Below are 24,058 nucleotides of genomic sequence, written 5' to 3'. Positions count from 1 at the left end.
AAACCCTATACCAATAGAGATAGGGAGTTAAGAAATATTATGAATTATATGGATTTTTTATTTTATGTTCAGATAGGAGGATGAGTTTCCCATTTTGTATTTTAAACTTCCTTGCATATTGTTTTGACTCTATTTCAGTTCTATAAAGATGCTTTAAATATGGCAGAGAACTACTATATAACTTTTCAAAAATGGCTGAACTGCTTCTGTTTATTTCTATTAGAAGAGGACAATCCATATGGTCTTCCTCCTGCCAATCGCCATCTGCAAAATTTTGCAATATTTTAATATTCATCGAATCTGGCAATCTTGCAAGGTAATACATGCCTAAATAGTCACTCTCATGCAATTCGAACTCCACGTTTAACAACTGCCCTATATGGATCTTAACTTGATCTATATGGTCGTTTGTAACACCAAAGGTTTCATAAGTTTTTATGTTTGAAATGTTGTTAGTGCCAGTATTTCCAACACACATTGAGATCCCTCGCTTTTTTTATCTTATCAGGCCTTCTCAAATTTTTTAGATTAAAACTGTTATTAACACCTTTAAATTCTATGTAAAGGTATTTCATTCCTCCATACAACCATTTATAAAAGTCTTTATTAAATTTCTATCCACGTGCTTACTAGTACCCTTCGGATAGTTTTCCTCAAGGAAGTGCAGTAATTTAACTGGTAAACTTTTATTCTCAAATACTTCATTAAAATTTGTTACAAAGCTCTCAACTGTTTCAAAATCAACACTTTCAATAGTCTGAGGAAGGTATTTCTCTTCTTCATATTGATAAGCTTCCCAAATTATATACGCTAGTGCATTCCCATAACATATCCATACTTTCTCGCGTTGATTATCATTTTCAAATTGCATATATGTCATAATACTAGCATCATCCATGTTTTCTAAGTATAAATAAAGGCTGGATGCCTCAATATTTCTATACTTCACCCATTGCCAGCCCCGTTCTAATGACTCAACAACCAATCCATAACCTTTAGATTGTGAAATCTTCCCGATTATTAATTCAGAAAGGGATAATAGATACACCACTTTAGCATCCACCGACAAATTTTCAAATTGATTCAATTTGTGAATGTCCCCTTTCTAATTATTCATTTATTTGTCATTCATTTATGAGGGCATAAATTAAAGCTTCTGTCTCCAGTCTTTTGCCGAGTCTTTCCAATTTATTTATAATTGTTAATTCCTATTTAACGGGTTGTTTATTTTTTGTTCTGAAATAAATACAAGATTACACCATTAGCTTCCGCACTATACACACGGACCGCTTTTGGAACCTTAATATCTAATACTTTCTGTTTAATATGGTTGACGGTCTCTTTGGCTCTTGTGCCCAGTTTGTTTGCGGCGCTTAGGGTATTTCTGAAGGCATCCTCCGTTCTGGATCCTACCCGGCTTCCGATCTGCCTTAGCGTATTGTTTGCGTTGGCAAGCTTGTCCTTCACATAGTTCGTGCTGTATGGGAATTTGCTGCCGAGCTTTTGGAGTCCGCCCTTATAAATAATATGAGCTCCACCCCCAACAAGCCCCATCGTCAGCCCATTCCAAAGCGCGTTCTGCCTTTGCTCCTCCGTCAGCTTCTTCCCGAACAGGTCCATTCCGCTGCCGAATTCCCAGGCGCTATTGGCGGTGTAGAGGCCGTAGATTCCTTTTTCGGTCTTGTTTAGAATGTCAATGGCTTTTGTGCTTTTGTAGGCATCGAGCATGTGGTTGGCGGCGTTCATGCCTTTGGCGGTTTTGATAACGTCAGGATCATTTGGTTCGGTGACTCTGCCTTAGACGATTTTAATACTCCAAATTGGTCTGTACCTGGGTTGTTCCTAAAAAAAACTCCCTTTAGCCATAGCTGAAGGGGAGTTCTTTTTTTAAAAATATGGTTATCTCGCTTAGTTACAGCCACTAAAGTTAAAAATATTACTCTGCTGAAGGATTATAATCAACTTCTGCTTTTCTTAATCCTGCTAGTACATTATTAATTCTTCTCGATAAATCCTTTATTTCTTCTGATGTTAATTCTCCTTCTGCTTCTTTTGGGTTAAACATATTTAAGTTTGTTGTAATACCTTCAACGTAACCAACGAAAACTTTATCATTAGTAATTAGAATTTCACCTATAGCTACATCTACAATAATATCCTCTACCTTACCTAAGTTACTGAAATCATCTACTATTCTTGCTATTGCATGTCTGTATCCTCTACCTTGAGCTAAGAATTCTTGATATATTTCTTGAATTGTTTCAAATAACTCATTATATGTCCAGTCTTCCATAGAAATCTCTCCATACCTATTAATTTGGTTTTAATCTTTCTCCGTTATTATGAATAACCTCTATTTCAATATTTTTATATTTGTTTGAAAACTCCGCTATTACTTGGCTGCAACTATTACATGTATCTAGTTCTGTAAATAACTTAATTCTTCCTCTCGCCTCAGTATTATTTCCGAGCTGAGAAGCAACATCATTTAATATCTTATACTCTGTGTCTGAATCCCTTAAATACTACTGCCTTTTTTGTCAGGCGCTTCCGTAGCTTTAAACATAGGATTTCTGGGTTGCAAAGAAATATTGGGCACTCTTTCTTTTAGACTCTCTGTTAATTCATCTATGCTACTTTGAGCATAAAACTCTGATTTATCAATGCCATTAACATGCACTTCTGCCATAGCAAAGTTTCCAGATTTTTTATAACCGCTAGTTAAATTCCCTCTAAGTTCTTTCACTCTCTCAATTATATGAGCCTCATCCACCGGATCTATGGGTCTAGTAGGGTATACTTTACCCGGACTCTTACCAGCCCCTTTTACTCCCTCACCATCCATCCTCTGAATCATATCCCCAAGCCGCTGCTTCTCCCACTCAACCATCGGCATATTCGGGCCGCCTGCTGTGCTGTATACACGAGGTGTTGGAACTTCTATATCCAGCACTCTCTTTTTAACCTGATTCACAGCGTCCTTAGCTCTGTTCCCGATGTTGTTAGCGCCGTTTCTCATACTACGGAAGGCATCCTCTGTTCTGGATCCTACCCGGCTGCCGATCTGCCTTAAGGCGTTGTTTGCCTTGACGATTTTGTCCTTCACATAGTTCGTGCTGTATGGGAATTTGCTGCCGAGCTTTTGGAGTCCGCCCTTATCAATAATATGAGCTCCACCCCCAACAAGCCCCATCGTCAACCCATTCCAAAGCGCATTCTGCCTCTGCTCCTCCGTCAACTCGTTCCCAAACATATCCCGGCCGCTTCCTAATTCCCAGGCACTGTTGGCGGTGTAGAGGCCGTAGATTCCTTTTTCGGTCTTGTTTAGAATGTCCATGGCTTTTGTGCTTTTGTAGGCGTCGAGCATATGGTTGGCGGCGTTCATGCCTTTGGCGGTTTTGACGATGGCACTTCCGCCTTTGATGGCGCGGCCTGCCCAGCCGACGACGGGGATAAAGCCTGCGGCTGCCATGGCGCCTGCGGCTACGCGTTCGGCGCTCGATAGGTTGCGGCCGGTGACGGGGTCGACGCCTGTGCTTGCGCGGACGGAGTCGTAATAGCCGCTGAATTCGCCTGTGAAGGTTTTGATGCTATCACATGGTTTGTTTGTACCATGGATTGTTTGTTTCTTCCACATGAAGATAAAGCCCCCTTTGGCAGTAGCAAAGGGGGCTCCATAATATATTTAATTCGGAAAAGTACGTTTTACTTAGGGTGAAAAAAGTCATTACTGTTGTTAATTTTTCATTTTCACTAAAAAGTCTTCAAGTATTTTCTGTACTACTGGTCCTGAAGTTGGGATAAGCTCATTTACTCGTTTTATTACTAATGGATTCTCAACAATTAAAGTTTTACTATCATGTGTTGTAAAACTCCTTAAAGTGTCAACACATATTACAGACAATTCTTTATCTGGAACTGTCAGCAGAATTAGTAAAATATTTAGTTCATGCATATTACATTCATTATCTAAGCAATATGCTAATTTCTTTTGCCAATCTAGTGGTTTAGCATATACGTTTTTTGTAAGTTCATCCCAATCATTTAAATTAAATTCTGCTAGAATTTCCCCTGCAATGACTGAACCATCATCGTACCAGGAATCAATTGTTGTTTCAGAAGATAATAGCATATCTAATTGTTTATACATACTTATCACCCTTTATACAATATAAAATTTAAAATCCTGACGGACGAGGGGCATTTATTTTCCCTGTAGGATAACCACTTGTCACATTTTCCCCTACTTTAATCACATCAATTTCCACACCCTCAACCTTCGTCCTATGCCAAGTTGCCATGTCCCTTAATCTAGACGCTATAGCAGGTGTATCCCCAACATCAGCTATACTGCTAATTATTTGCTGCTCACTCCAAGAATCTGGGAACAACGTACTTCTTTTTAACTTAGATATGTTACCATCAGGAAATTGCTTCGTAAATACAATATTCTTTGTTCCATCGCTATTGGTAGAAAGCACTTCTACTGCATACTTAATATTGTCATTATTTATTATAGGAGAGTGGCCACCAATTACATCATTTTTCGGGACTTTTCTTTTACCCTCCAATATTTTCTCTTCCATTTCTCGAGTAATAACTGTTTTAGATGTCTTTAAAGGAGAGCTACCTTGAGTGACCTCTCTAACCCCGCCATCCATCCTCTGAATCATATCCCCAAGGCGCTGCTTCTCCCAATCAACGATTGGCATACCTGGACCGCCTGCTGTGCTATATACACGAGGTGTTGGAACTTCTATATCCAGCACTCTCTTTTTAACCTGATCCACAGCGTCCTTAACTCTGGTCCCGATGTTGCCAGCGCCGTTTCGCATACTGCGGAAGGCATCCTCTGTTCTAGATCCTACCCGGCTGCCGATCTGCCTTAGGGTGTTGTTGGCGTTGGCGAGTTTGTCCTTCACATAGTTCGTGCTGTATGGGAATTTGCTGCCGAGCTTTTGGAGTCCGCCCTTATCAATAATATGAGCTCCACCCCCAACAAGCCCCATCGTCAACCCATTCCAAAGCGCATTCTGCCTCTGCTCCTCCGTCAGCTTGTTCCCAAACATATCCCGGCCGCTTCCGAATTCCCAGGCGCTGTTTGCGGTGTAGAGGCCGTAGATTCCTTTTTCGGTTTTGTTTAGTATGTCCATGGCTTTTGTGCTTTTGTAGGCGTCGAGCATATGGTTGGCGGCGTTCATGCCTTTGGCGGTTTTGACGATGGCACTTCCGCCTTTGATGGCGCGGCCTGCCCAGCCGACGACGGGGATAAAGCCTGCGGCTGCCATGGCGCCTGCGGCTACGCGTTCGGCGTTGGATAGCTTGCGTCCGGTGACGGGATCGACGCCTGTGGTTGCCCGGACGGAGTCATAGTATCCGCTGAATTCCCCGGCAAATGTTTTGACGCCGTCCCATGTTTTTTCGTACCACGGTTTGTTCTTTTCGGCTTCGATGCGGGCCTTTTCTGCTTCAATTCTCGCTTTTTCCGCGGCAATTTGGTCGCGGATTTTCTGGGCTTCCTCTTGCTGCTTTTGGTAGGCTTCGATGGATTCCTGTACGTTTTTCCGGACCACGTGGATGGGGTCGGCCTGATAGGTTTTGACGTTGAAATTCATGGGCTGGACTGAACCGCTTTTGGCGGTTGCGTTCATGATGGCCATATAGCCTTGCTGGACGACTCCGATCGTACTGGACTGAGCCGTGTAGGTTTCCTCATAGGAGGTATCAAGATTCTCTACAGCCGTAACCGTTTCACTTCTTTTCGTGTCCGCTTTTTTCATGTTGGTGTCGAAGGATTCTGTGGAGAAAGCGGTGAGGGAAATCAGATCATGAATGGTTTTTAAAATCCCCTCGAGATCGCTGTGCTGCGTTTCGACCATCGTTTTACTGTTTTTCGAACCTGTTTCGAGTCCTTCCTTAAGAAAGGGAACGGCAACTTTAGTGGATTCGGCAAGGTTGTAATCCTCTGCCCATTTCGGAACGTCGCTGTAAAAATCAGTAACGGCCTGGATAAATTTTTTCCAGTCCGTGACCAGGTCGATTTGGGCCTGGTAAAAACTTTTAATGTTGTCGGCGCCTTTGCCCTTAAATTCGGTATTATCGACAAGTGCTTGAAACGTTTTTTCCAGGGCAATCAGCTTATCCTCGAGGTCTCTATACTCCTTTGTCCGTGCTTCAATGGCCGTGGCTAACGAGTCTGATTCATAAATTTTGGTCATCCGTCACGCTGCCTCTCTTTACTTATTTCATTGTGATCGCTTCATCCTGCTCTCTCAAATAATTCACGTTGTCTTCGGTGTCTTCAATATTTTTCAGGACCGCTTTTACGTATTCACCGGCGAACTTATGGATTTGCTCCTCTTTTTCAAGCCACAGCTTCGTAAACTTAAGTTCATTTTCTCCAAGGGACTCAGCGGAAGGAGGATCGATTTTGATTTCGCACAGCGCTTTTTTCATATCAGCCAGCTGGTTCATAACCTCAGCATGGTCAAGCTTAATGTCCGTCATGAGAACACCTTCTTCGTCAGGCTTTCAATATCATTTCCGATTGAAGCCAATTTCTTTTGGGCACTTTCAAGCGTGTCATCAACGGCTTTTAGACCATCTTCAATCGAAGACGCAAAGGCCATCGCCATCTTTAAATCATTCAGCTGACTTTGCAATCTCTGTATTTCACTGCTGATTTTTTCTTGATATTCATCGTAATCCTTGCTGAAGACACTCTCCATGTCCTTATAGGCCGCTTCACGTGACTGATCAAAATCGTTCGCACGCGGACCCTTCCACTCATTGGCAAGATCCGGCTGCTGGATGATCTTAATCTCCCTTTGCCCCTGATCCTGCTCTTTGGAAAGGTCACTGTTTGCTTTTTGAAGCTTTCTGATTTTCTCCTCTAAGCCTTCAATTCCGCCGCTGATGTACGATTGGGCGCTATTGAGCGCTCCCCATAAATCCATCTCATTCACCTCAAAAACTAGTTATTTTCGCCAAAATACCACATTCATCTACTCTTAATTTTATCATTTTTTACCATATACCCCAATTGGAAGAAAGTCCTCATCTTATTTCCAGTTAATTTTACAAATGAGTGATATGAACTAGTTCCAACAGGCTCATTACTGCAACCTGCATGAATAATAACCTATAAAAAAACAGCCCCGGAACGAAATCCGACGCTGCTTCCATTTATCCTTTATAATCACAAAGTTCGATAATCTGTCCGTGTGTGTGGGCGGGATTCATATATATGAGTCTTCTTCCGAACGGATTGGTTCGGTATGTATCCTTTAAAAAAGTCATTCCGCGTGCTTCATATTCTTCGATGGCTTTATCCAAATCGTCTACTTCGTACGCCAAATGATGGACACCCTTTCCCTTCTGTCTGATAAACCGGTCGATGGGCGAGGTTTTGCTGGTCGGTTCGAGAAGTTCGATGACCTGGTTATCGAGGTGGATGACCGCAATGTGGGTTTCCACCCCAGGTTTTTCGCTTGTATATCGTTCGACGAGTTTGCCCCCGAGGAATTCAGTGTAAAAATCAATCGCTTCATCTATTCTTCTAACGGCAATCCCGGTATGATCAAGTTTCAAAATTTATGACCTCCTTACGCTGCTATATCTGCTGTTCCATGTAAAGATATTTTCTTTTCCTTCATTTAAAATGGCCTGCCGCTGGCCGCTGAGCTTCGATAAATTTCATTACCTTCTCCCTGCCAGGTGCCGCTTCAATGGCTCCTTTGACAGATGCGGCAAGTGCTCCGCTTGCATTGGAAAAAGTAAGCAGCTGTTCATGATGGGTTTGCAGCGTTTGAATGAGACTGTCCGGTTTTGCCTCAAGGCTCAGCAACTCGCTTAACAATCCGCCGATAAACGCATCTCCCGCACCGGTCGTGTCTTCGACGGTTACTTTAAAGCCTGGATCTTTGAAAACCTGGCCCTCTTTTAAATAGATTGCCGCTCCATCGCCTCCTTTTGTATAGACGACGGCTTTGACGTGGCCGCAGAGCAGGGATTGAATGGCTTTGTTTTCATCCGGAATCGCCGTGACAAATTCTAGCTCTTCACTCGATACTTTAATAAGATCTGCGAGAGGAACAAAATCCAGAATCGTTTCCCGGCAGCTTGCTTCGTCAGGCCAGAGCGGGATTCGGACATTCAAGTCAAAGCAGACGGTGCCGTTTGCCTTTCGAATAGCTTCGATCACGTTCAAATGGGTCTGCTTAATTGGACTTTCCACCAAATCAACGGAACAGAAGTGCAGAAAGTCGCCCTCCTGAAACTGAACGCCGGCAACCTCTTCAGGCTCCAGCAGCAAATCCGCCGCATTTTTCCGGTAAAAAGTAAAGCTTCGTTCCCCGTCCTTGTCGACGGATACGAAGGCAAGACCGGTCTCCCCTTCGTCGGTCCTAACAATATGGGAGACGTCGACTCCGTTGGCACACATCACATCCATCAGGAAATCGCCGAAATGGTCATTCGCCATTTTGGTCAGCATTACGGATTGCCCGCCGTATTTCGCAACCGCTATGGCAGCATTCATCGGCGCACCGCCGGCTGCTTTTTCAAAGCCTCCGACTTCTTTTAACGCTTTGTTTTTTTGAAGAGGGATAAAATCAATCAGTGTTTCGCCGATACAGTACACTTTTTTCATCGTGTCACCCGTTCTTTTGCTTTTACCCCATCATATCCTAATTCCATTTCGGTGAACACGAAAAACCCCTCATGCCAAGCAAAAGGGGCTTTTTTCATTAAAGATTACCGCTGTTCAAATACAGAAGAAGAGCTGAAAGCAGCAGGAGCACAACCGGCACTGTATACTTCGATCCCGCATCCTTTACTTTCAAGTGGGTCACAACCGCTCCGAGCATCGTTAATGTCGCAAGCAGCGAGCCCCATGCCGTCAGCTGATCGTTCCAGTAACCCGCGAGCAGAAAAGCCCCGCTCACAAGCTCGACAATCCCAGTTACAATTTTGAACCATTGCGGATAGCCGTAGCGGGTAAACTCCTCGTTCATCTTTGAACCAAATTTGTTAAAGCCGAAGAAAAGGAACGCTAAACCTAATAAAATTTGAAGAATAAAGGCAACTGTACCCATCTTTACTTCCTCCTCGCTTTGTGATGAACCTCATGTATGTCAGGAAGACTGAGTTACAGTATTATATATTCCTGGTATTTTGCTTTTAGTCTTGTTTCAAAAGATAAATATTCCAAGTTTACTTTTATATTACAAATTGTAAATTTTGTAATTTATTAAATACTCCGGATTATATTTTGGTATTATTATCCTATCATTATTCTAGGAGGAAAGGTTTATGAGCATTTATGGAATCATTGTTCTTATTCATGTAATTGCCGCCGTGTGCGGACTCGGGGCTACCTTCGCCCTTCCAATTCTGATGAACAGGCCTAAGACAGCTGCACAAGCACATTTTGCCATTCATGTGAATGCAGGAATTGAAAAACTCGCCAAAATCGGAAGCATCACCCTTCTTGTCACTGGATTAGTACTCGGCATCCTCAATCCCGATCTATTCACTAAAATATGGTTCATTGCCTCTCTCATTATTTATGTAGCCGTGCAGCCAATTGCTGCCGGTATTCTTCCAAAGCGGATTGCCGAGCAAAAAGCCATTCTTGATGGCCATACGGGTGAAGATCTGCCGGAATCCTATCATCAAATCGGGAAAAGCATGGCCCCTTATAATGGATTTCTTCACTCCGCTGCCATCATCTTAATCGCACTGATGGTGCTGAAGCCGTTTTAACTTCTCTCATCAAAAAACTTAGTTTATTTTCCCCCTCAAGTGGCGTATAGTCAATTTTAACAAGCAAAAAAGGGGAAGACAGATGCGGTACAGTTTCAGATTGATGATTTTTCTCATTGGATTAACAATTTTCAGCTATGGAATCGCAATGGCTATTCAGGTTCAATATTTAGGTGTGAGTCCTTGGGATATGCTGAATATTGCATTGAAGGACCGATTTGGTTTAACCATCGGAACATGGACGATCCTCGTCGGACTTTTTCTCATTGGCTGTTCCCTGTTCATCGGCAGGAAGTACATAAACATCGGTACCCTGTTGAATGCTGTCCTGGTGGGAGTGATGGTGGATGCCTTTTTATTTCTCGGCTTCCTCCCCCGCCCGTCCAGCCTTCCTGCAGATATAGGAATTCTGCTTCTGGCCATTATCACGATGGGAATCGGCGGCGGCATGTATTCCGCTGCCGGTATTGGTGCCGGTCCAAGAGATGGATTCATGCTTTCCCTGTCTGATAAAACGGGTATTTCCATTAGCCGGGTCAGAATTCTGATTGAATGTCTTGTGGTGGTGATCGGATTAGTCATCGGAGGACCGGTTTTTATCTTCACGTTCATCTATCCGTTTATCCAAAGTCCGATCTATCAGCGATCCTACGTTCTCTGTTCTAAATGGATTACGCAGAGGGCGGGAACCATGAAGGAAACGAAAGAAATGACGGGATAAGAAGAGACTCCTTTTAGGGGTCTTTATTTCTTCATAAGAAAAAGTGCGGGTTTCAATGAAAAATAAAAAGGTGTATACGTGTTATATGACGATAGATACCATCTTCACTTAGGTTATTACAAAAATGGTTTTGATTTAGAAGCAATTGCTTATAAAAGGCAGTCACAAGAAATCTGGGACATCTTCTTTGATTTTGAACAATACGATTTAAAAAACCCCGTTCAAGATAGCGAATTATCGTTCGAACACTTCGGCACTAGAATTTTTTCAGTTGAAATGAAGGAACTTGATTATGATTACGGTGCAAAGCAATTTGAACAGTGGTTATACAGCCAAAAAATAGTTCCAAATTAAAGGAGTCATATCAACTTCAATCGTTAAATTTTTAGTAAGATAGCCTATTTCTTAAGGAAAAGGGTATAAGGGTACGATAACCCCCAGTCTGAAAGGATTGAGTACTCTTGTTTCCACGTATCCATATGCACAAAACCTGGACAGGGTTTCTCCTGTTTGCGGTTATCTACTTAGTTTCCATTATCCTTTTTGCGGCAATATACTTAGGCTTGGAATTAAGCGGGGCTGGTCATCTGAAGGAACACTACTTGGACGAAAAAGGTTTGACTCTTTACGCTCTTATTTTAAAATGCCTGTATTTCAGCCTCGTCACCAATTTATCAGTCGGATTCGGAGATATTACACCGTTTGAATTATCCAGATTGTTTGCATCGATCCAGGCTTTTATCGGTTATTTATTGCCTGTTGCCCTGGTAATCAATTTATTTCCGAATGAAGTGAAGGAGAAGCTTAAGGAAGAAGAGAAAAAGCATGGGGAAGGAAATTGATTTCTTCGTGCTTTTTTCAGTTCTTTTGTTTGCGGGTTGCCAGTCTAACCAAGTAATTTAAATCTGAATAAAGCGCACAGTCCCGGCATATCCATGCCAGAGGATTTGCAGAATCATAACAGTCCGCGATAGACAAGAAAAACGACGAAAGAGGGATCGATATGGCCACCATCACAGTAATAGGAAGTTCTTCTATGGACCTTGTTGTCACAGCAGCAAAGCGTCCGGAAGCAGGAGAAACGATTCTGGGGGAGGATTTTAAAAGCGTCCCTGGAGGAAAAGGGGCGAACCAGGCGGTAGCGGCGGCGCGATTGGGAGCAGATGTATACATGGTAGGATGTGTGGGAGATGATCCGTATGGGGAAGCGATTGTAAGCAACTTACATAAGAACGGGGTTCGTACCGATTATGTGAAATCCGTTAGTGATACGTCCAGCGGTACGGCCCATATCATTCTGGCGGAAGGTGACAACAGCATCATTGTTGTCCAAGGTGCCAATAAACTTGTGACACCTGCCCTTGTTGATGATGCGCTTCCAGTCATCCGCGAATCTTCGATGGTTCTGATTCAGCAGGAAATTCCGGAAGACACAGTGGAGCATGTAAGCGAGCTTTGCCGGCAGTATCGCATTCCTCTTCTTTTGAACCCGGCACCAGCGAGAAATGCGGCAGAAAGCATATTGGCTAATGCATCTTACCTGACACCAAACGAAACAGAAGCAAGGCTGATCTTTGGCGAAACCTCCATTAAGCAAGCACTTGAAGATAATCCGAATAAGCTGCTTGTGACGGAAGGAAAAAACGGTGTCCGCTATCATGACGGGAAAAAAGAAACCGTCATTCCCTCATTTAAGGTTGAAGCATTGGATACGACAGGTGCAGGCGATACCTTTAATGCAGCATTCGCGGTAGCTCTATCAGAAGGAAAAAGCCTCCCAGAAAGTATCCGTTTCGCCAACAAAGCAGCCTCGATTTCAGTGACGAAATTCGGTGCGCAGGGCGGGATGCCATCAAGAGATGAGGTCGAACGAGAGCTTCTGGATGAGGAAACACGAAATTCTTAACAACTTTTGATAGTGCTGGCAGATCTTGAGCCACACCGATACCAACAAAAAAGACGTACGGAACTCCGTGCGTCTTTTTTTGTATGGTTGGAGGCAGGGATTGTCGTTTTGCCCGTAATCGACATGGTTTTGCCCGTTATCGACACGGTTTTGCCCGTTATCGACACGGAACTGCCCGTAATCAATTATTTCGTCCGCTTCATCGGTGGCGAATAGACTCTCAATGGGGCCAGTCCCCTCAAATTTTACCGTACTAAAGCTTGGGCACCATCCCCCGCAAACCCTTGACCCATAAGGACTCCAGGATATTAGCCTCTGTCCCCTTATGCGGTGAAGGAGGACGGGACTGGCACCGTGCCAGTCCCGCAAAATGTTACCGCACTAAAGCTCTGGCACCTCGCTCGCAAACCCTTGTCCCATAAGGCCTTCCTGATAAAGGTCTCTGTCCCCCTTTGCGGTGAAGCATCGCGGGACTGACCCCGCTTCAGCATCCGCCGATTCAGCATCCACACCTTCAACACCAGCCGCACGCCCCACAAAAAGAGAGCCGGCCTTTTGGCCAGCTCTTCTCATCTATCTCCCTGCTTCCACTTCACCTTTTGGCTTGGATAAAAACCAGCCTACGACAGCAATCAAAATCAAAACAGACCAGAAAATCACTTTCCACGTGACACTTTTCCCAAATCCTTCAGAAATAATGGCCAGCTGCGGATGAGAAAGGGCGTATACAGCAAGCTTTACCCCTACCCAGGCAACGATTGCAAACGCAGCCGTTTCAAGACCCGGTCTCTTCTCAAGCAAGACGACAAAGTAGCTGGCCGCGAATCTCATGATGACCAGCCCGATAATTCCGCCAGTGAGGATGACCGCGAAGTGGCCCCCGTCAAGTCCTCCGATATTAGGAAGGCTCGTTTCCGGTAAGGTTACTGCGAGCGCAACCGCTGCAAGAATGGCGTCTACCGCAAATGCGATATCCGCTACCTCAACCTTGATGACCGTCATCCAGAAGCCGGATCCCTCTTTTTCCGGCTTGGCATTTTCCTTCACCTTAGGCTTCAGGACATGCTTCTTCAGGATATGGTAAAACGCAATTCCCAATAAATACAGGGCTCCGATTGCCTGCACCTGCCAAATATCTACCAGATAGGAAATAATAAATAGCGATCCAAAGCGGAAAATAAAAGCCCCGGCCAAACCGTAAAATAATGCTTTTTTCCGCTTTTCTTCAGGAAGATGTTTAACCATCGTCGCAATAACAAGAGCATTATCCGCAGCAAGGATTCCTTCCAACCCGATCAGGATGAGCAGAACCCATCCATATTCCAGCAATAATCCAGCGTCCAAATTATGTCCCCCTTCTCATTCTTATTCTTATTTAGTAATGCCCCGAACTTTATGACTTTGCTCATTCTGAAGTTTCCCTAAAACTTTGTCGTCCATTCATTTAAATGCGAACATTTAGTGAACGTATTTTCATTTATGGTTAAGCAAAAGCCGCGGCTGATCCGTTTGGCTCTGCTGGGATTGCAGGGAGAGACTTCTCGGCGGGTTGTAAATTTCAAGTGTCATAATTGCTACAGCGTACAGCTTAAACGTGACAAGCATCGTCACAAACAAAAGAAGATTCTTTTGCGGTTTCAACAGGTATCCATTTCTCCTTCATCCATTTAGATTTCTGAAGGGTTTTTGTGTAAACAAAAAACCTCCACCATTGGCCGGTGAAGGTTAGAATTATCCGTAATTATCCCTTCACCATAATGGCAAAGGTCTCGCAAACAACATTGCTGTTGCCAGTCAGGCCGGCGATGCATGCATCACGTATTGTCGACATAACTGTAAGCTACTCCCCTTTGGAGTATATGAGCTCTGTAATCGAGCGCAGCCTTTACTCTTCAGCTGTTAAAAAAAGCATAATGGATACCCGGGCTGTCTGTCAAGAATTTTTACATCTTCGGTTCTTCCATACCTGCCAGTGCCTATTCTTCCTTTGAAGGTAAATAGATGCCCGGAACCTTAAGCCCTGCCTGGCGCATTAAGATCGTCATCTGGCCCCGGTGGTGAATCTGATGCTGGATTAGGAAGAAAAGGAGGGATTCTTTCGATATGTTCCTTCCTGCTACAGGATGCTCTTCGGAAAGATTTGCATCGGTCCATTGCTCTTAAAATGCCTCAACCAGCATGTTGCTCGCTTTTTCATATTCTTTTTTAATGAACTCCGCTGATTCCGGAACCGGAAAATCCTCTGCCGGACCATCGTATTCCAATTGGCTCTGGGAAGCAATGTTTCCAATCGCTGCAACGATGTGCCAGGAAATCCTTCCCTACGTCCAATTCTGAGGGCCGGATTCCTGGGCAAGTGATTCGTCTGTAAGCTGATTCAGAACTCGTTGAGTGGCATCTGCTTCAAACGCCCATAGCTGACAAAATCCATCCAAGGTTAAGAACAATGTCATTCGCCTCCTATCGTTTTATCGACTATACCTTCTGACTGCGACTCTTATCTCCTGCCTATTTTATAAAAGAAGTTTGTTTGGAATGCCAGGGAACGCCTCCCCATATCTATATAAGAGACTATAGGAGCGAGGCGGTGCTAGCTGCATGTTTGGACTGGATTTGAATGGGTTAACCGGAGAAGTCGTTACAAGGAAAAATGCGGAATATGAAGAGGCACGGCAGGAATGGAACCGGGCCATTCAAAAATTCCCGCTTGTCATCGTGTACGCATCATCCGTTCAGGATGTCTCCAATGCCGTCAGATGGGCCGTTAAGCACCGGATTGATCTGCGAATCCGGTCAGGAAGCCACCATTATGAGGGATATTCCACAGGCAATCATGTGCTCGTTCTGGATGTCAGCCGGTTGAGTTCCATTAAATTGGATGCAACAGCCAACACCCTTACTGCTGGCGGAGGCGTGAAAAATGAACAAATTTACGAGTTTGCCGGTAAAAGGGGCTATCCTTTTCCAGGGGGCACCTGTCCGACCGTCGGAGTGAGCGGATATGTCCTTGGCGGCGGCTGGGGATACTCGAGCCGCTATTTCGGACTTGGCTGCGACAGTTTGATTGGGCTTGAGCTGATTAACGCTGAAGGAGATCTCATAAAAGCAAGTAAAAGAGAAAACAAAGACCTTTTCTGGGCTTGCAAAGGAGCCGGCGGCGGCAACTTCGGAGTCGTCGTTTCCATGACGTTCCGATTGCCTCCCAAAATCCGTACAGTCACGCTTGTCCAGCTTTACCGCCCTGATGCCTCCCCCGCAATCATGGAACAGTTTCTACTCACATGGCAAAAATGGCTGCCGCGGGCTGACCGGAAAATCACGATCAGCACCACATTGTATGACTCTGCCGCAGAAGGAATGGCCATTTTCGGCCGGGGATTTTACTATGGTGCGGCCGATGAAGCGAAAAGAATCCTTAGCCCATTTGCAAAGATCAGCGGGATGGAACTTTCCGCTGAAGAGAAGCCCTTTTTAGAGGCGGTCAGAGAGGTGGAGAAATCCTATCCGTCCTCTGAAAAATTCAAATCAACCGGCCGGTTCGTTTTTAAAACCTATACGTCTGATGAAATCAGAACTCTTGTGGAATTGATCCAAAACAAGCCTCCCGGTTCAATTTTTGCGGGACTGACGGTTTATGCCCTTGGCGGAAAGGTGCAGGAGGTAAAACCAAATGAAACGGCCTTTTATTACCGAAATGCCCGCTATATCGCAGGCATTCAGTCCGTTTGGGAGGAAGACAGATATGCTTCCGTCAACCAGCGGTGGGTCGTCCAGCGCTTCCGGATTCTTGAGTCGCTCACAGAAGGTTCGTTTGTCAATTTTCCGATAAGTGAACTGCCAAACTATGAAACGGCCTATTATGGTGCCAATGCAGAGAGGCTCAGGGAAGTAAATGACCGTTATGATCCGTCTCGAGTATTTCAATTCCCGCAGGCAATCAGGTAAGCTCCGGAGCACCATTCCCCATGTCCATTCCTTCCTTTGGTACAATAAGGGAAAGACTGGAATGGGGGGATTTTTATGGGGAAACGAAAAATGATTATAGGGCAAAATCTGGCTGATTCGTACATACAGCAGCTGCAGGATGCCATTCCGGACTGGAAACTGATTGTCGGAAGGGACTCATCGATTTGGGAGCAGGACATCGGCGAAGCAGAAATCATCGCCGGCTGGAGAAAGGGAATGGAAGAACACCTTCCACATGCAGCCGGACTTAAATGGATTCAATCATGGAGTGCAGGCGTTAACGATATGCCGCTTGAAACACTTAAGGAAAAATCGATTGCATTGACAAGTGCAAACGGGGTGCACGCCTACCCGATTGCCGAAACCATTTTCGCGATGATGCTCGGTCTCACCCGGAATATCCATGCTTACGTCCGCAATCAGCAAGCCAAAACGTGGCACCATGCAAACCTCAAACTTGAGATCCATAATAAAACAGTTGGAATATTAGGGATTGGTGCGATTGGAAAAGAAACAGCAAAAATCGCGAAAGCCTTTAATATGAAGGTTCTGGGATTGAGGCATTCCGGCAAGGATGCGGATTATGTGGACGAAATGTACACACCGGATCAGCTGAATGACATGCTGCCGGAATGCGATTATGTTGTCGTCACCCTCCCGCTCACAAAAGATACACACAAGATGATTGGAAAAGAACAATTCTCCCTAATGAAGAATTCCGCATTCTTCATCAACATCGGCCGCGGTGATATTGTGGAAGAAAAAGACATGATCGCAGCTCTTCAATCCGGCGAAATTGCCGGTGCGGGTCTCGATGTATTTGAAAATGAGCCGCTTGAAAACAGCAGTCCTCTGTGGGACATGGAAAATGTGATTGTGACTCCTCATACAGCCGGCTCCACGGAATATTATGATGAACGGGTCATCGGAGAGATTCTGATTCCGAATCTGAAAAGATATTTGGATGGAGAACAGCCGGATGTGAACCGGGTGGATTTTGATAAAGGTTATTAAGAAGGAGGCCTGGTCCAGGGCCTCTTTGTTTTTCGTTTGACATGAAACCTTTTGGTGTTATATTATTTTTTTATAACCAAAAGGTGTTATTTCACAATAAAGGAGAATTTATATGAGCCTACCGGATATTATCCAAACTGTAACCCTTAAAGCACCCATTAATAAGGTTTGGGAAACGGTGTCCACTTCAGAAGGGATTGCAAAATGGTTTATGCCCAACAGCTTCGAGCCAGAGGAAGGATTCGAATTTCATATACAGTCTCCATTCGGTCCCTCTCCTTGCAGAGTTCTGGAAATTGATCCACCTGTAAAACTTTCTTTTTCCTGGGATACGGACGGCTGGATTGTTTCATTCCTGCTGAAGGATTTAGGAGATTCAACAGAGTTTACGCTCATTCACAGCGGATGGAAAAAGCCGGATGACCTCCTGACAAAAGCTAACGAAAAAAGCTCCATTGTTCGGGACCGTATGAGCCGCGGCTGGAATGGAATTGTTCAGGAGCGCCTGAAAAAGGCTGTTGAAGGTGAATGACTTCAAGTGCTGAGAAACATGATGTATTCCAGGCAATTGCAGACCCTACAAGACGAAAGGTTCTTCAATTACTGAGTGAAAAAGAGCTTCCGATCTCCGAAATTACATCCCATTTTCCCATCAGCCGGACCGCAATCGTCAAGCATCTTCACATTCTCTCTGAAGCGAAGCTTGTTAAAGGAAGAAAAGCAGGCCGGGAAAAGCTTTACAGCCTGCAGCCAGAACCGCTTGCCGAGGTAAAAGACTGGCTCTCCTACTACGAGCGTTTCTGGAAAAACAAATTGTCGATGCTGAAATACTTAGTTGAAGAGGAATAAGAAAAACCGCCTGAATAAAGGCGGTTCTTTACAAGATTGATCAATCGGCTTCATATCGCGTACAGCTATTTTGGGTTTTCATTCCAGCAAACTGTGGAAGTTCAATAAAACGCTTATCTATTCAGCCCCCCTGTAAGCCATGACCGTTTCCGGTAAGGGCCGACTGGGATCTGGATCAGGCACGTTTCTCCCCTCCCATCCATCCCGTAAAGGGCGTCACATTTATTTACATCGTAGCCAAGCAGCGGATGACCGCCCCAGCCGATAGCCGCTGCGGTGAGCAGGAGACGCTGTGTGAGCATGCCTGCTTCCATTTGCTGAATTCGGTACCCTCTGTACCCGAGCTCAGACAGCAGGTGGTCCCGGGTTCCGGCTATATGAATGACCAACGGGACTTGATACAGATTGACGTTGTCAAGCGACATGGCCTCCTGCAGGAAAAAACGGTGATCCCCGGGTCTGATTTCCTCTAGCTCCTGCTCGGCTTCGTGATACTGATACGCCCCGTCCGGAATGCCGTCCACCCTGTAGAAGCACCCATACACGGAAACGCGCGGTCTGTTTTTTCCTAACCCGTCGAGATCGTTCCGGCTGGCATATGAACGGAACGACTCTTTCAGCAGATCCCCCACTTGGGCCATGCTGATTTTTCCCTGCGTAAAATCCATTTCCGGGGAAAACCGGTTTCGGCACGCCTCGGCCAGGTCATAGGAAAATCCTTTTCCAGGCAGCTTTAGCCTTCGTCCTTGTTCAGCTGATTTTTCGACTGGTCTCATTCGTTTGAATGATTCAGAGAAATCAAGATAGGATGCCTCATTGGCATATAATAAAGCAGGAAACTCCATAATCCTCTTCGAGCCGGTCTCGTAGCTTGTTTTTATGGCGGGAATGGTTCTGCTCAGTTCCTCCGCGGACAACTCTGTCCGGTTCCCGCCTGCACACCACCTCGTTGCACCGGTGGAAAGCGGAATGACGGCATACACACTTTCCTCGTCGTCTCTCAAACCAAGCAGATGATTGACAGCCCTGTCGAGGAACTGAAAATACACACCTGCTGCAAAACCAAACCGCTTCGCTGTCTCCTCCAGCTGCCCGATCAAGACTCCTGCATCAAGCCCCTGCAAACGGTAGGAAAACTGATTGTATTTGAAGAAATTTTTCCAAAATCTCGCTGAAATCAGCACCGTTCCAAAACAGGAGGCAACGTCGCAGCGGTCCCCAAGTGCTTTCCCCAGATAATCATCGGCATTTCCTTCCCGTAATAGGACCAGCCCATGACGGGCAACATCGTAATGATAGACACCGGCAGGAATATCCTCAAGCTTCAAATAGACATACAATTCGTTTGGATACAAACCGCCGCCTGAAGGGGCAAATCTTCTTAAGGATTGCGAAAGTTCTTCGGATTCCTCCTCGGGGTAGACCGTTTGGGAAATTTGCGCCAATCCATATGTGTACCAGAGAAAATGCCCCAGCCTTCTCAAGTCAGGCTGACAAGGGGACTCAGGCGCAGCCAGCGAAAGAGGGATATCTGCATCAAGCGGGATGCGCGGAAGATTCCGGTACAGCTTATAAGGGAACGGTGCATCCTCCCAATCCGGCTGCCAATCCGGAGGACTCGCCTGATCCATATCAAAATGAATCGTATATAGAAATTTCTCGAGATTCAAGCGAACACTCCTCCCTATGGAAACGGATGAGGATATGGATTAAGCTCCTCCGGTGCCAGCGGTCCATTTCTGTAACCAAGCTCAGCCGGCACCTTCAGCACCCGCTCAAGACCCGTTACGCGGGTTAAATGATGGCCAAACGTCATCGGGAGCATTCCCGGAATCAGCACCTTTACACAGTGCAGTCCATTTTGTTTCAGCTCCGGAGCCGTCTGATCCACGACAATGACATCCATATTCCGTTTCTTGAACCGTAAAATTACGTCTTCGAGATCATCCTTTATATCCGTTCTGATCGGAGCGCGCTCGAAGGCCTCCTCGAAACTCAAAAGCGGTCGGTCATCCTGAAGCAGAAAGTTCAATCGTTCCTCAGCTTCCGGCAAGCCATACAGCATCCCATGATCCTCCATCTGCCTTACCAATGAACCATCCTCGAGCATCCTCGCATATTTCTCCCGATTATCATCCAGCCGCTCACCAAGGGCTCCCATCATTCCCGCAAGTTCAAAAACGGCACTTTTCACAGCCCTGACCGGATCGAGGTGGGCGCCTGCTGCACACATCAAATTCATGCCGCTGTCCCTGCGGTTCTTTACCACAGCCCAAATACTCGGAATCCCATGCTCCATCGTAGACTGGAACAAATAAAGATCATACCCGTTCAGCGTCTCCATCCGGTCAAGCATCAAATTCAATTCGGTATCTCCGGATGACCGCGGATCGATTCGTCTCAAGCCAAGCCTTGCATACCATGTAATCAGGAAGGAATCGCGTTCCGCCACCTCCATAATTCCATGGAAAATGGCCTCCTCCAAGCTTCCTCCGACCGCACAGCCGTTGGATGTTTCATATACAAATCCGCCTTTATGCCCGCACCCCATGCTGTAATAAGCAAGCAATTCTGGAACGAGAACCGGCCGCTCCTGCAGAAATGAGTATCCCCACACCCAGTTGAGCTTCCGGTCCGGATGGAACGGCTGAAAAGGAAAATCCGGATCTGCATATTTTTCAGGTGCATGAACCCCTACTGTAAGCGGATTTATTGCCTGCCCCGTTAAGTTGCGGTATCTCTCGCGTATGACTGTATTTTTCCCGCGCGCCGTGTAGCCGCAGTACCGTTCCAGGCCTTCAAGGATGGCAGTCATTTCACTTGCCTCATAGGAAAGTGTCCGGCCGGCCGTTCCTTCATTCCCTCCGAATAGAGGCAGGTTCACCATCGTATCTGCAAAAGGCGTACTAAGATCTACTACTTTTTCATTGAAAAGTCCGGTGCTTGAGTCCAGGTAATCCTTTGACAGGAATTTAGACAGCTCCCCCATTGATCGGCATCTGTAGCTGTTCTTATCTGTTTTTAGACTTGATTTCAATTCAATCCGCGCCAATTCCGCACAATCATCAGGTACGGACCCGCATACGTCACAGAATGGATCGGGAAGAAACGAATGTCGGGAGCCTTCTAGGGTCCTCATATTCAGTAAAAAAATGCTTCCATCTGAGCGCACTGGCCTATCATCCAGCAATAATCGGACTTCACTCTCCAGGATGTGAACAATTTGCGCAAGCCCCGTCCTGGTGGCCCATACATCGCTTGTTCCTGAGGACTCTGCCATTCTCTCTGTCAGGTCCCACATCTCTTTCCGGTCCCGTCCGGCCATCAGCTTCCTGACCGAAGCACAATGTACACAGCCGATTGATCCTTTTATTTCAAGCGGTCCAATAATCCCCTCTCCAAAAGTGACATACCCATACAGTCTTGGAATCCTCCCAATCCTTTCCCTCGTTTCATGAAAAAAAGATGGGTTCCAGCGATCCTGCAAAATCAATGCGGCTTCCGCAATCTTTTCATCAGCATGAACCGTATGGATGACATCATACCTTTCGGAAAGCTTTTGGCGCGCCAGCTCAGCTAGAGCCCCTTCGCCAATCACAGCGATTGTTTTCAATCGGATTCCCCCTCTCGGAGAGCTACCCCAAAGACCCCGGCAATCCCTTCTTTTATTAGCGGATCCACCTCAAGCTCTTTGATTTCAATAAAAAACCCTTCCCTCTCTAAAACATCTTCTGCATAGCTGTACAGAGCTTTTTCCTCCAGTTCATAGGCTGGAATCATCAGCCTTATGGCATTCTCCAATAGCACCGGAGAATTCGCTGTTTGGTTTACGTTCGAGGACTGCACCTGCTGAATCGCCTGCTTCAGGGCACTTCTCACCGCAAGGGTCAAATTCAGCCCCGTACGATTCGTCCAGCCTTTGGCTGTACCGACCCACACGGACGGGAAGCCCGCTACTTCCTTTCCAATTCCAATGACGGGAGGTCCCTGCAGCGTATTAAGTACCTGCCAGTAGTACCGGCACTCTTCATCCTCTGCATGCAGCTGAACAGGATAGATCGGAGCGTTTTCCTTTCCTCTTTTGCCAAGCTCCCTTTCAAGTGCCTTATGAAGCGCCCGGCAAATCGCCTCCGCTACCGTTTCTCCCGCGCCGATTCCGTCTGTCTCCATCAGGCAGGAGGCATACGCTTCAATCCCCGCAAGTCCCGCTTCTCTTCTGGCCTCTTCGTGATGAATACCTGCGCAGACAATCTCCGGAAGAATTTCACCTGTTTCCGGATGAACAGCCTGCACCCTGCACTGCGAAAGCGGAAGCTGTGTCAGTTCTCCTTCCTCCCACGCATGAAAAATGCCTGTTTGTGGTGAGGTCAGTTCACTGAAGCTTATGAGCCAATATCCAAGCTTCCGATCCGGTTCCCCATCAATTCGCTCTCTAATATGGACTGCCGGCGTGACCGATGCTTTTTTTTTCAAATGCGGGGTAACGGAATGCCAGCTTCCCTCGAGCGTTTCCAGGTTCAGCAGATAGAATTGCCGATCCTCTGCAGCCTTTAGCCCCGTCGCTTCCTTCAGCCATTCGAAGGCAATCAAGTTCGCAAGCATCGCAGCAGCTGTTGAAGATGGAGATGTGCTTTTTTCCCCCGGAGCTGTATGAACACTCCTGATCACCGACTCCACATCGTTCTTCATCTCCGGATGCAGAACCGGTCCTGCAATCCCCTCATGCCCAAGAAAAATCGCTGGAATCAGAATTTTCCCTTCACTTTCGCAAATTTGCTGAAGAGCCGTCAGTTCTCTGCGATCCTCAGAGATATACAAAATCGTTTGAAAGGGCTGAACAGCGTCCTGCCAGCTTTGAGACGAAATTTCCTCAACTGCCGTCTCATGGCCATACTTGCGTGCTTCCTCCACAAGCTCTCTGATCCGTTCCCTATCGATTGGGGTCATGTCCGTCATTCGCAAATGAAACTTCGTCAAACCTGAATCAAGCAGTGCAGATACAAGCGAAACAAAACAAGGACCTGAGCCCGCTGCTAACACCTTCGTTTTCCGGAAATCTTCAAATTTTGCCGCACCCGATCCCCCGAATGTATCAAGAAACTCAATTTGAGAGCCGAAATACTTAAGCACCTGTTTAGGCAATTGATGAGGCCGTTCCTCGCTGACATCACGTAAGTATCCGTTGTTGTAAAGAACACCGGCAATTTCATATACCCGGTCGCGGTAAGCAGGCGTCAAGCCTGCAGTCAATTCATCAAGCGTGCGATCACCCGTAAACATCGGCAGCAGCTTTTCAATCCACTGGGAAATCGTGCTTCCCTCCATTTGGAATGAGCTCCTATTATTCCGGAAATAGACTTGGCCTGATGGATCCGGGATGAACACCGTATCACGATTCACTTTCAGCCGCATAGAAGGATCCAAATTATGCATTCTGCCCCTCCTTATTCATCTTTATCATTTAAAGATATGTAACAGAAATTGTCCGTTATGCGTAAGAAAAAAACCTCTGCATAAACTTGCGCAGAGGTTTTACTATCACTATCCCCGGAAGCATCCTCCACAGCGTGCACAGCCTCCGCAGCGTGCGCAGCCTCCGCAACGTGCACAGCCTCCGCATCCTCCACACCCGCCGCATCCGCCGCAACCCGCACAGCCAGCACAGCCCACACAGCCCACACAGCCGAAACATCGGAAAATGCCAAATCCTACGCAACCGAAAATCCGGCTTGAATCGCCATATTGCGCATCACGAGTGTCCCAAGGAATCGCCTGCCCTGCATGATAGTCGCCAAGCTGCAAAGCCTGTAAATCGTTTTGAATTGGGTACATCAACA

Annotated in this window: 27 protein-coding genes and 3 pseudogenes; 9 read left to right on the top strand and 21 right to left on the bottom strand. The window is 45.9% G+C overall.

All coding sequences use genetic code 11. From position 1 onward, the window contains the following. Positions 1 to 37: 37 nt before the first annotated feature. The 14 genes and pseudogenes from WCV65_RS04150 to WCV65_RS04085 form a co-directional block, all read right to left on the bottom strand. Entirely contained in the window at positions 38 to 478 is a 441-nt protein-coding gene (locus WCV65_RS04150; RefSeq protein ID WP_338780319.1) for a hypothetical protein, read from the bottom strand. Positions 479 to 571: 93 nt separating this feature from the next. Continuing rightward, positions 572 to 1,087: an Imm6 family immunity protein gene (locus tag WCV65_RS04145; protein WP_338780317.1), complete on the bottom strand. Its 516-nt coding sequence runs from the start codon at positions 1,085 to 1,087 to the stop codon at positions 572 to 574. Between the two features lie 137 nt (positions 1,088 to 1,224). Then, positions 1,225 to 1,746, bottom strand: a complete 522-nt coding sequence (locus WCV65_RS04140; RefSeq protein WP_338780316.1) for a hypothetical protein — start codon at positions 1,744 to 1,746, stop codon at positions 1,225 to 1,227. Between the two features lie 190 nt (positions 1,747 to 1,936). Continuing rightward, positions 1,937 to 2,293: an Imm3 family immunity protein gene (locus WCV65_RS04135; protein ID WP_338780314.1), complete on the bottom strand. Its 357-nt coding sequence runs from the start codon at positions 2,291 to 2,293 to the stop codon at positions 1,937 to 1,939. Positions 2,294 to 2,312: 19 nt separating this feature from the next. Beyond that, entirely contained in the window at positions 2,313 to 2,495 is a 183-nt protein-coding gene (locus WCV65_RS04130; RefSeq protein WP_338782146.1) for a deaminase domain-containing protein, read from the bottom strand. A 23-nt stretch (positions 2,496 to 2,518) separates the two neighbouring features. Further along, positions 2,519 to 2,686, bottom strand: a pseudogene (locus WCV65_RS04125) (deaminase domain-containing protein); the annotation flags it as partial. 504 nt (positions 2,687 to 3,190) lie between these two features. Further along, positions 3,191 to 3,632: pseudogene (locus WCV65_RS04120) on the bottom strand (pre-toxin TG domain-containing protein); the annotation flags it as partial. Between the two features lie 104 nt (positions 3,633 to 3,736). Further along, a complete protein-coding gene (locus WCV65_RS04115; RefSeq protein WP_338780312.1) occupies positions 3,737 to 4,150 on the bottom strand; it encodes a hypothetical protein in 414 nt (137 codons plus the stop codon). A 28-nt stretch (positions 4,151 to 4,178) separates the two neighbouring features. After that, positions 4,179 to 6,218 carry a T7SS effector LXG polymorphic toxin gene (locus tag WCV65_RS04110; RefSeq protein WP_338780310.1) on the bottom strand — a complete coding sequence of 680 codons (2,040 nt, stop codon included), beginning with the start codon at positions 6,216 to 6,218 and terminating at the stop codon, positions 4,179 to 4,181. Between the two features lie 22 nt (positions 6,219 to 6,240). After that, positions 6,241 to 6,507, bottom strand: coding sequence for a YwqI/YxiC family protein (locus WCV65_RS04105; protein ID WP_338780308.1), 267 nt, complete (start codon positions 6,505 to 6,507; stop codon positions 6,241 to 6,243). Beyond that, positions 6,504 to 6,956, bottom strand: coding sequence for a DUF5082 family protein (locus WCV65_RS04100; RefSeq protein WP_035405894.1), 453 nt, complete (start codon positions 6,954 to 6,956; stop codon positions 6,504 to 6,506). The genes WCV65_RS04105 and WCV65_RS04100 overlap by 4 nt, the downstream gene beginning before the upstream one ends. 229 nt (positions 6,957 to 7,185) lie before the next feature. After that, positions 7,186 to 7,590 (bottom strand): VOC family protein, encoded by a 405-nt coding sequence (locus WCV65_RS04095; protein ID WP_338780305.1) that lies wholly within the window; start codon positions 7,588 to 7,590, stop codon positions 7,186 to 7,188. Between the two features lie 61 nt (positions 7,591 to 7,651). Beyond that, positions 7,652 to 8,650, bottom strand: a complete 999-nt coding sequence (locus tag WCV65_RS04090) for a carbohydrate kinase (RefSeq protein WP_338780303.1) — start codon at positions 8,648 to 8,650, stop codon at positions 7,652 to 7,654. Between the two features lie 97 nt (positions 8,651 to 8,747). Further along, entirely contained in the window at positions 8,748 to 9,095 is a 348-nt protein-coding gene (locus tag WCV65_RS04085; protein WP_035405888.1) for a DoxX family protein, read from the bottom strand. 217 nt (positions 9,096 to 9,312) lie between these two features. Here WCV65_RS04085 and WCV65_RS04080 point away from each other — a divergent pair, with 217 nt between their 5' ends. The 5 genes from WCV65_RS04080 to rbsK all read left to right on the top strand — a co-directional run bounded on the left by WCV65_RS04080 (position 9,313) and on the right by rbsK (position 12,392). Then, complete coding sequence (locus WCV65_RS04080) at positions 9,313 to 9,765, top strand: DUF2269 family protein (RefSeq protein ID WP_035405886.1); 453 nt, start codon at positions 9,313 to 9,315, stop codon at positions 9,763 to 9,765. Between the two features lie 82 nt (positions 9,766 to 9,847). Then, positions 9,848 to 10,486 carry a hypothetical protein gene (locus tag WCV65_RS04075; RefSeq protein WP_338780300.1) on the top strand — a complete coding sequence of 213 codons (639 nt, stop codon included), beginning with the start codon at positions 9,848 to 9,850 and terminating at the stop codon, positions 10,484 to 10,486. A 78-nt stretch (positions 10,487 to 10,564) separates the two neighbouring features. Beyond that, positions 10,565 to 10,840 (top strand): DUF3986 family protein, encoded by a 276-nt coding sequence (locus tag WCV65_RS04070; RefSeq protein ID WP_035405882.1) that lies wholly within the window; start codon positions 10,565 to 10,567, stop codon positions 10,838 to 10,840. 107 nt (positions 10,841 to 10,947) lie between these two features. After that, positions 10,948 to 11,328: an ion channel gene (locus WCV65_RS04065; protein ID WP_051860602.1), complete on the top strand. Its 381-nt coding sequence runs from the start codon at positions 10,948 to 10,950 to the stop codon at positions 11,326 to 11,328. A gap of 161 nt (positions 11,329 to 11,489) precedes the next feature. Beyond that, complete coding sequence (rbsK, locus tag WCV65_RS04060; protein WP_338780296.1) at positions 11,490 to 12,392, top strand: ribokinase; 903 nt, start codon at positions 11,490 to 11,492, stop codon at positions 12,390 to 12,392. A 381-nt stretch (positions 12,393 to 12,773) separates the two neighbouring features. On the opposite strand, the gene WCV65_RS04055 is transcribed toward rbsK, so the two are convergent. The 4 genes and pseudogenes from WCV65_RS04055 to WCV65_RS04040 form a co-directional block, all read right to left on the bottom strand. Further along, the gene (locus WCV65_RS04055; protein WP_338780294.1) at positions 12,774 to 12,965 is read right to left on the bottom strand and encodes a hypothetical protein; all 192 of its coding nucleotides are present in this window, start codon (positions 12,963 to 12,965) and stop codon (positions 12,774 to 12,776) included. Next, on the bottom strand, positions 12,966 to 13,736 hold the full coding sequence (locus tag WCV65_RS04050; protein WP_338780291.1) for a TerC family protein: 771 nt from the start codon (positions 13,734 to 13,736) through the stop codon (positions 12,966 to 12,968). 129 nt (positions 13,737 to 13,865) lie between these two features. Further along, positions 13,866 to 14,033, bottom strand: coding sequence for a hypothetical protein (locus tag WCV65_RS04045; RefSeq protein ID WP_156505938.1), 168 nt, complete (start codon positions 14,031 to 14,033; stop codon positions 13,866 to 13,868). Between the two features lie 335 nt (positions 14,034 to 14,368). After that, positions 14,369 to 14,839: pseudogene (locus tag WCV65_RS04040) on the bottom strand (DinB family protein). 151 nt (positions 14,840 to 14,990) lie between these two features. On the opposite strand from WCV65_RS04040, the gene WCV65_RS04035 reads away from it, so the two are divergent. The 4 genes from WCV65_RS04035 (at position 14,991) to WCV65_RS04020 (ending at position 18,221) form a co-directional block, all read left to right on the top strand. Then, the gene (locus tag WCV65_RS04035) at positions 14,991 to 16,337 is read left to right on the top strand and encodes an FAD-dependent oxidoreductase (RefSeq protein ID WP_338780288.1); all 1,347 of its coding nucleotides are present in this window, start codon (positions 14,991 to 14,993) and stop codon (positions 16,335 to 16,337) included. A 75-nt stretch (positions 16,338 to 16,412) separates the two neighbouring features. Next, on the top strand, positions 16,413 to 17,372 hold the full coding sequence (locus tag WCV65_RS04030) for a D-2-hydroxyacid dehydrogenase (protein WP_338780286.1): 960 nt from the start codon (positions 16,413 to 16,415) through the stop codon (positions 17,370 to 17,372). A gap of 112 nt (positions 17,373 to 17,484) precedes the next feature. Further along, positions 17,485 to 17,904 (top strand): SRPBCC domain-containing protein, encoded by a 420-nt coding sequence (locus tag WCV65_RS04025; RefSeq protein ID WP_338780284.1) that lies wholly within the window; start codon positions 17,485 to 17,487, stop codon positions 17,902 to 17,904. Continuing rightward, on the top strand, positions 17,901 to 18,221 hold the full coding sequence (locus WCV65_RS04020; protein WP_338780282.1) for a metalloregulator ArsR/SmtB family transcription factor: 321 nt from the start codon (positions 17,901 to 17,903) through the stop codon (positions 18,219 to 18,221). The genes WCV65_RS04025 and WCV65_RS04020 overlap by 4 nt, the downstream gene beginning before the upstream one ends. Before the next feature lie 113 nt (positions 18,222 to 18,334). On the opposite strand, the gene WCV65_RS04015 is transcribed toward WCV65_RS04020, so the two are convergent. From WCV65_RS04015 to WCV65_RS04005, 3 genes are read right to left on the bottom strand one after another with little or no spacing between them, the layout of a single operon-like run. Continuing rightward, a complete protein-coding gene (locus WCV65_RS04015; RefSeq protein WP_338780280.1) occupies positions 18,335 to 19,891 on the bottom strand; it encodes a SagB family peptide dehydrogenase in 1,557 nt (518 codons plus the stop codon). Between the two features lie 14 nt (positions 19,892 to 19,905). Beyond that, positions 19,906 to 21,834 carry a TOMM precursor leader peptide-binding protein gene (locus WCV65_RS04010; RefSeq protein ID WP_338780278.1) on the bottom strand — a complete coding sequence of 643 codons (1,929 nt, stop codon included), beginning with the start codon at positions 21,832 to 21,834 and terminating at the stop codon, positions 19,906 to 19,908. Then, positions 21,831 to 23,654: a bacteriocin maturation protein gene (locus WCV65_RS04005; protein ID WP_338780276.1), complete on the bottom strand. Its 1,824-nt coding sequence runs from the start codon at positions 23,652 to 23,654 to the stop codon at positions 21,831 to 21,833. The genes WCV65_RS04010 and WCV65_RS04005 overlap by 4 nt, the downstream gene beginning before the upstream one ends. Between the last annotated feature and the right edge of the window lie 404 nt (positions 23,655 to 24,058).

The organism is Metabacillus sp. FJAT-52054, from assembly GCF_037201815.1.
GTDB lineage: Bacteria > Bacillota > Bacilli > Bacillales > Bacillaceae > Metabacillus_B > Metabacillus_B sediminis.
The sequence above is the reverse complement of the archived record's forward strand: the minus strand, read 5'-3'. Positions and strand labels throughout refer to the sequence as shown.

What these genes read in the sequence shown, in the direction of transcription:
- WCV65_RS04150 (WP_338780319.1), bottom strand. Translation starts at nt 478, where the DNA reads ATGTGTGTTGGAAATACTGGCACTAACAACATTTCAAACATAAAAACT.
- WCV65_RS04140 (WP_338780316.1), bottom strand. Translation starts at nt 1,746, where the DNA reads ATGAACGCCGCCAACCACATGCTCGATGCCTACAAAAGCACAAAAGCC.
- WCV65_RS04135 (WP_338780314.1), bottom strand. Translation starts at nt 2,293, where the DNA reads ATGGAAGACTGGACATATAATGAGTTATTTGAAACAATTCAAGAAATA.
- WCV65_RS04115 (WP_338780312.1), bottom strand. Translation starts at nt 4,150, where the DNA reads ATGTATAAACAATTAGATATGCTATTATCTTCTGAAACAACAATTGAT.
- WCV65_RS04110 (WP_338780310.1), bottom strand. Translation starts at nt 6,218, where the DNA reads ATGACCAAAATTTATGAATCAGACTCGTTAGCCACGGCCATTGAAGCA.
- WCV65_RS04105 (WP_338780308.1), bottom strand. Translation starts at nt 6,507, where the DNA reads ATGACGGACATTAAGCTTGACCATGCTGAGGTTATGAACCAGCTGGCT.
- WCV65_RS04100 (WP_035405894.1), bottom strand. Translation starts at nt 6,956, where the DNA reads ATGGATTTATGGGGAGCGCTCAATAGCGCCCAATCGTACATCAGCGGC.
- WCV65_RS04090 (WP_338780303.1), bottom strand. Translation starts at nt 8,650, where the DNA reads ATGAAAAAAGTGTACTGTATCGGCGAAACACTGATTGATTTTATCCCT.
- WCV65_RS04085 (WP_035405888.1), bottom strand. Translation starts at nt 9,095, where the DNA reads ATGGGTACAGTTGCCTTTATTCTTCAAATTTTATTAGGTTTAGCGTTC.
- WCV65_RS04080 (WP_035405886.1), top strand. Translation starts at nt 9,313, where the DNA reads ATGAGCATTTATGGAATCATTGTTCTTATTCATGTAATTGCCGCCGTG.
- WCV65_RS04075 (WP_338780300.1), top strand. Translation starts at nt 9,848, where the DNA reads ATGCGGTACAGTTTCAGATTGATGATTTTTCTCATTGGATTAACAATT.
- rbsK (WP_338780296.1), top strand. Translation starts at nt 11,490, where the DNA reads ATGGCCACCATCACAGTAATAGGAAGTTCTTCTATGGACCTTGTTGTC.
- WCV65_RS04055 (WP_338780294.1), bottom strand. Translation starts at nt 12,965, where the DNA reads ATGAGAAGAGCTGGCCAAAAGGCCGGCTCTCTTTTTGTGGGGCGTGCG.
- WCV65_RS04035 (WP_338780288.1), top strand. Translation starts at nt 14,991, where the DNA reads ATGTTTGGACTGGATTTGAATGGGTTAACCGGAGAAGTCGTTACAAGG.
- WCV65_RS04030 (WP_338780286.1), top strand. Translation starts at nt 16,413, where the DNA reads ATGGGGAAACGAAAAATGATTATAGGGCAAAATCTGGCTGATTCGTAC.
- WCV65_RS04025 (WP_338780284.1), top strand. Translation starts at nt 17,485, where the DNA reads ATGAGCCTACCGGATATTATCCAAACTGTAACCCTTAAAGCACCCATT.
- WCV65_RS04020 (WP_338780282.1), top strand. Translation starts at nt 17,901, where the DNA reads ATGACTTCAAGTGCTGAGAAACATGATGTATTCCAGGCAATTGCAGAC.
- WCV65_RS04005 (WP_338780276.1), bottom strand. Translation starts at nt 23,654, where the DNA reads ATGCATAATTTGGATCCTTCTATGCGGCTGAAAGTGAATCGTGATACG.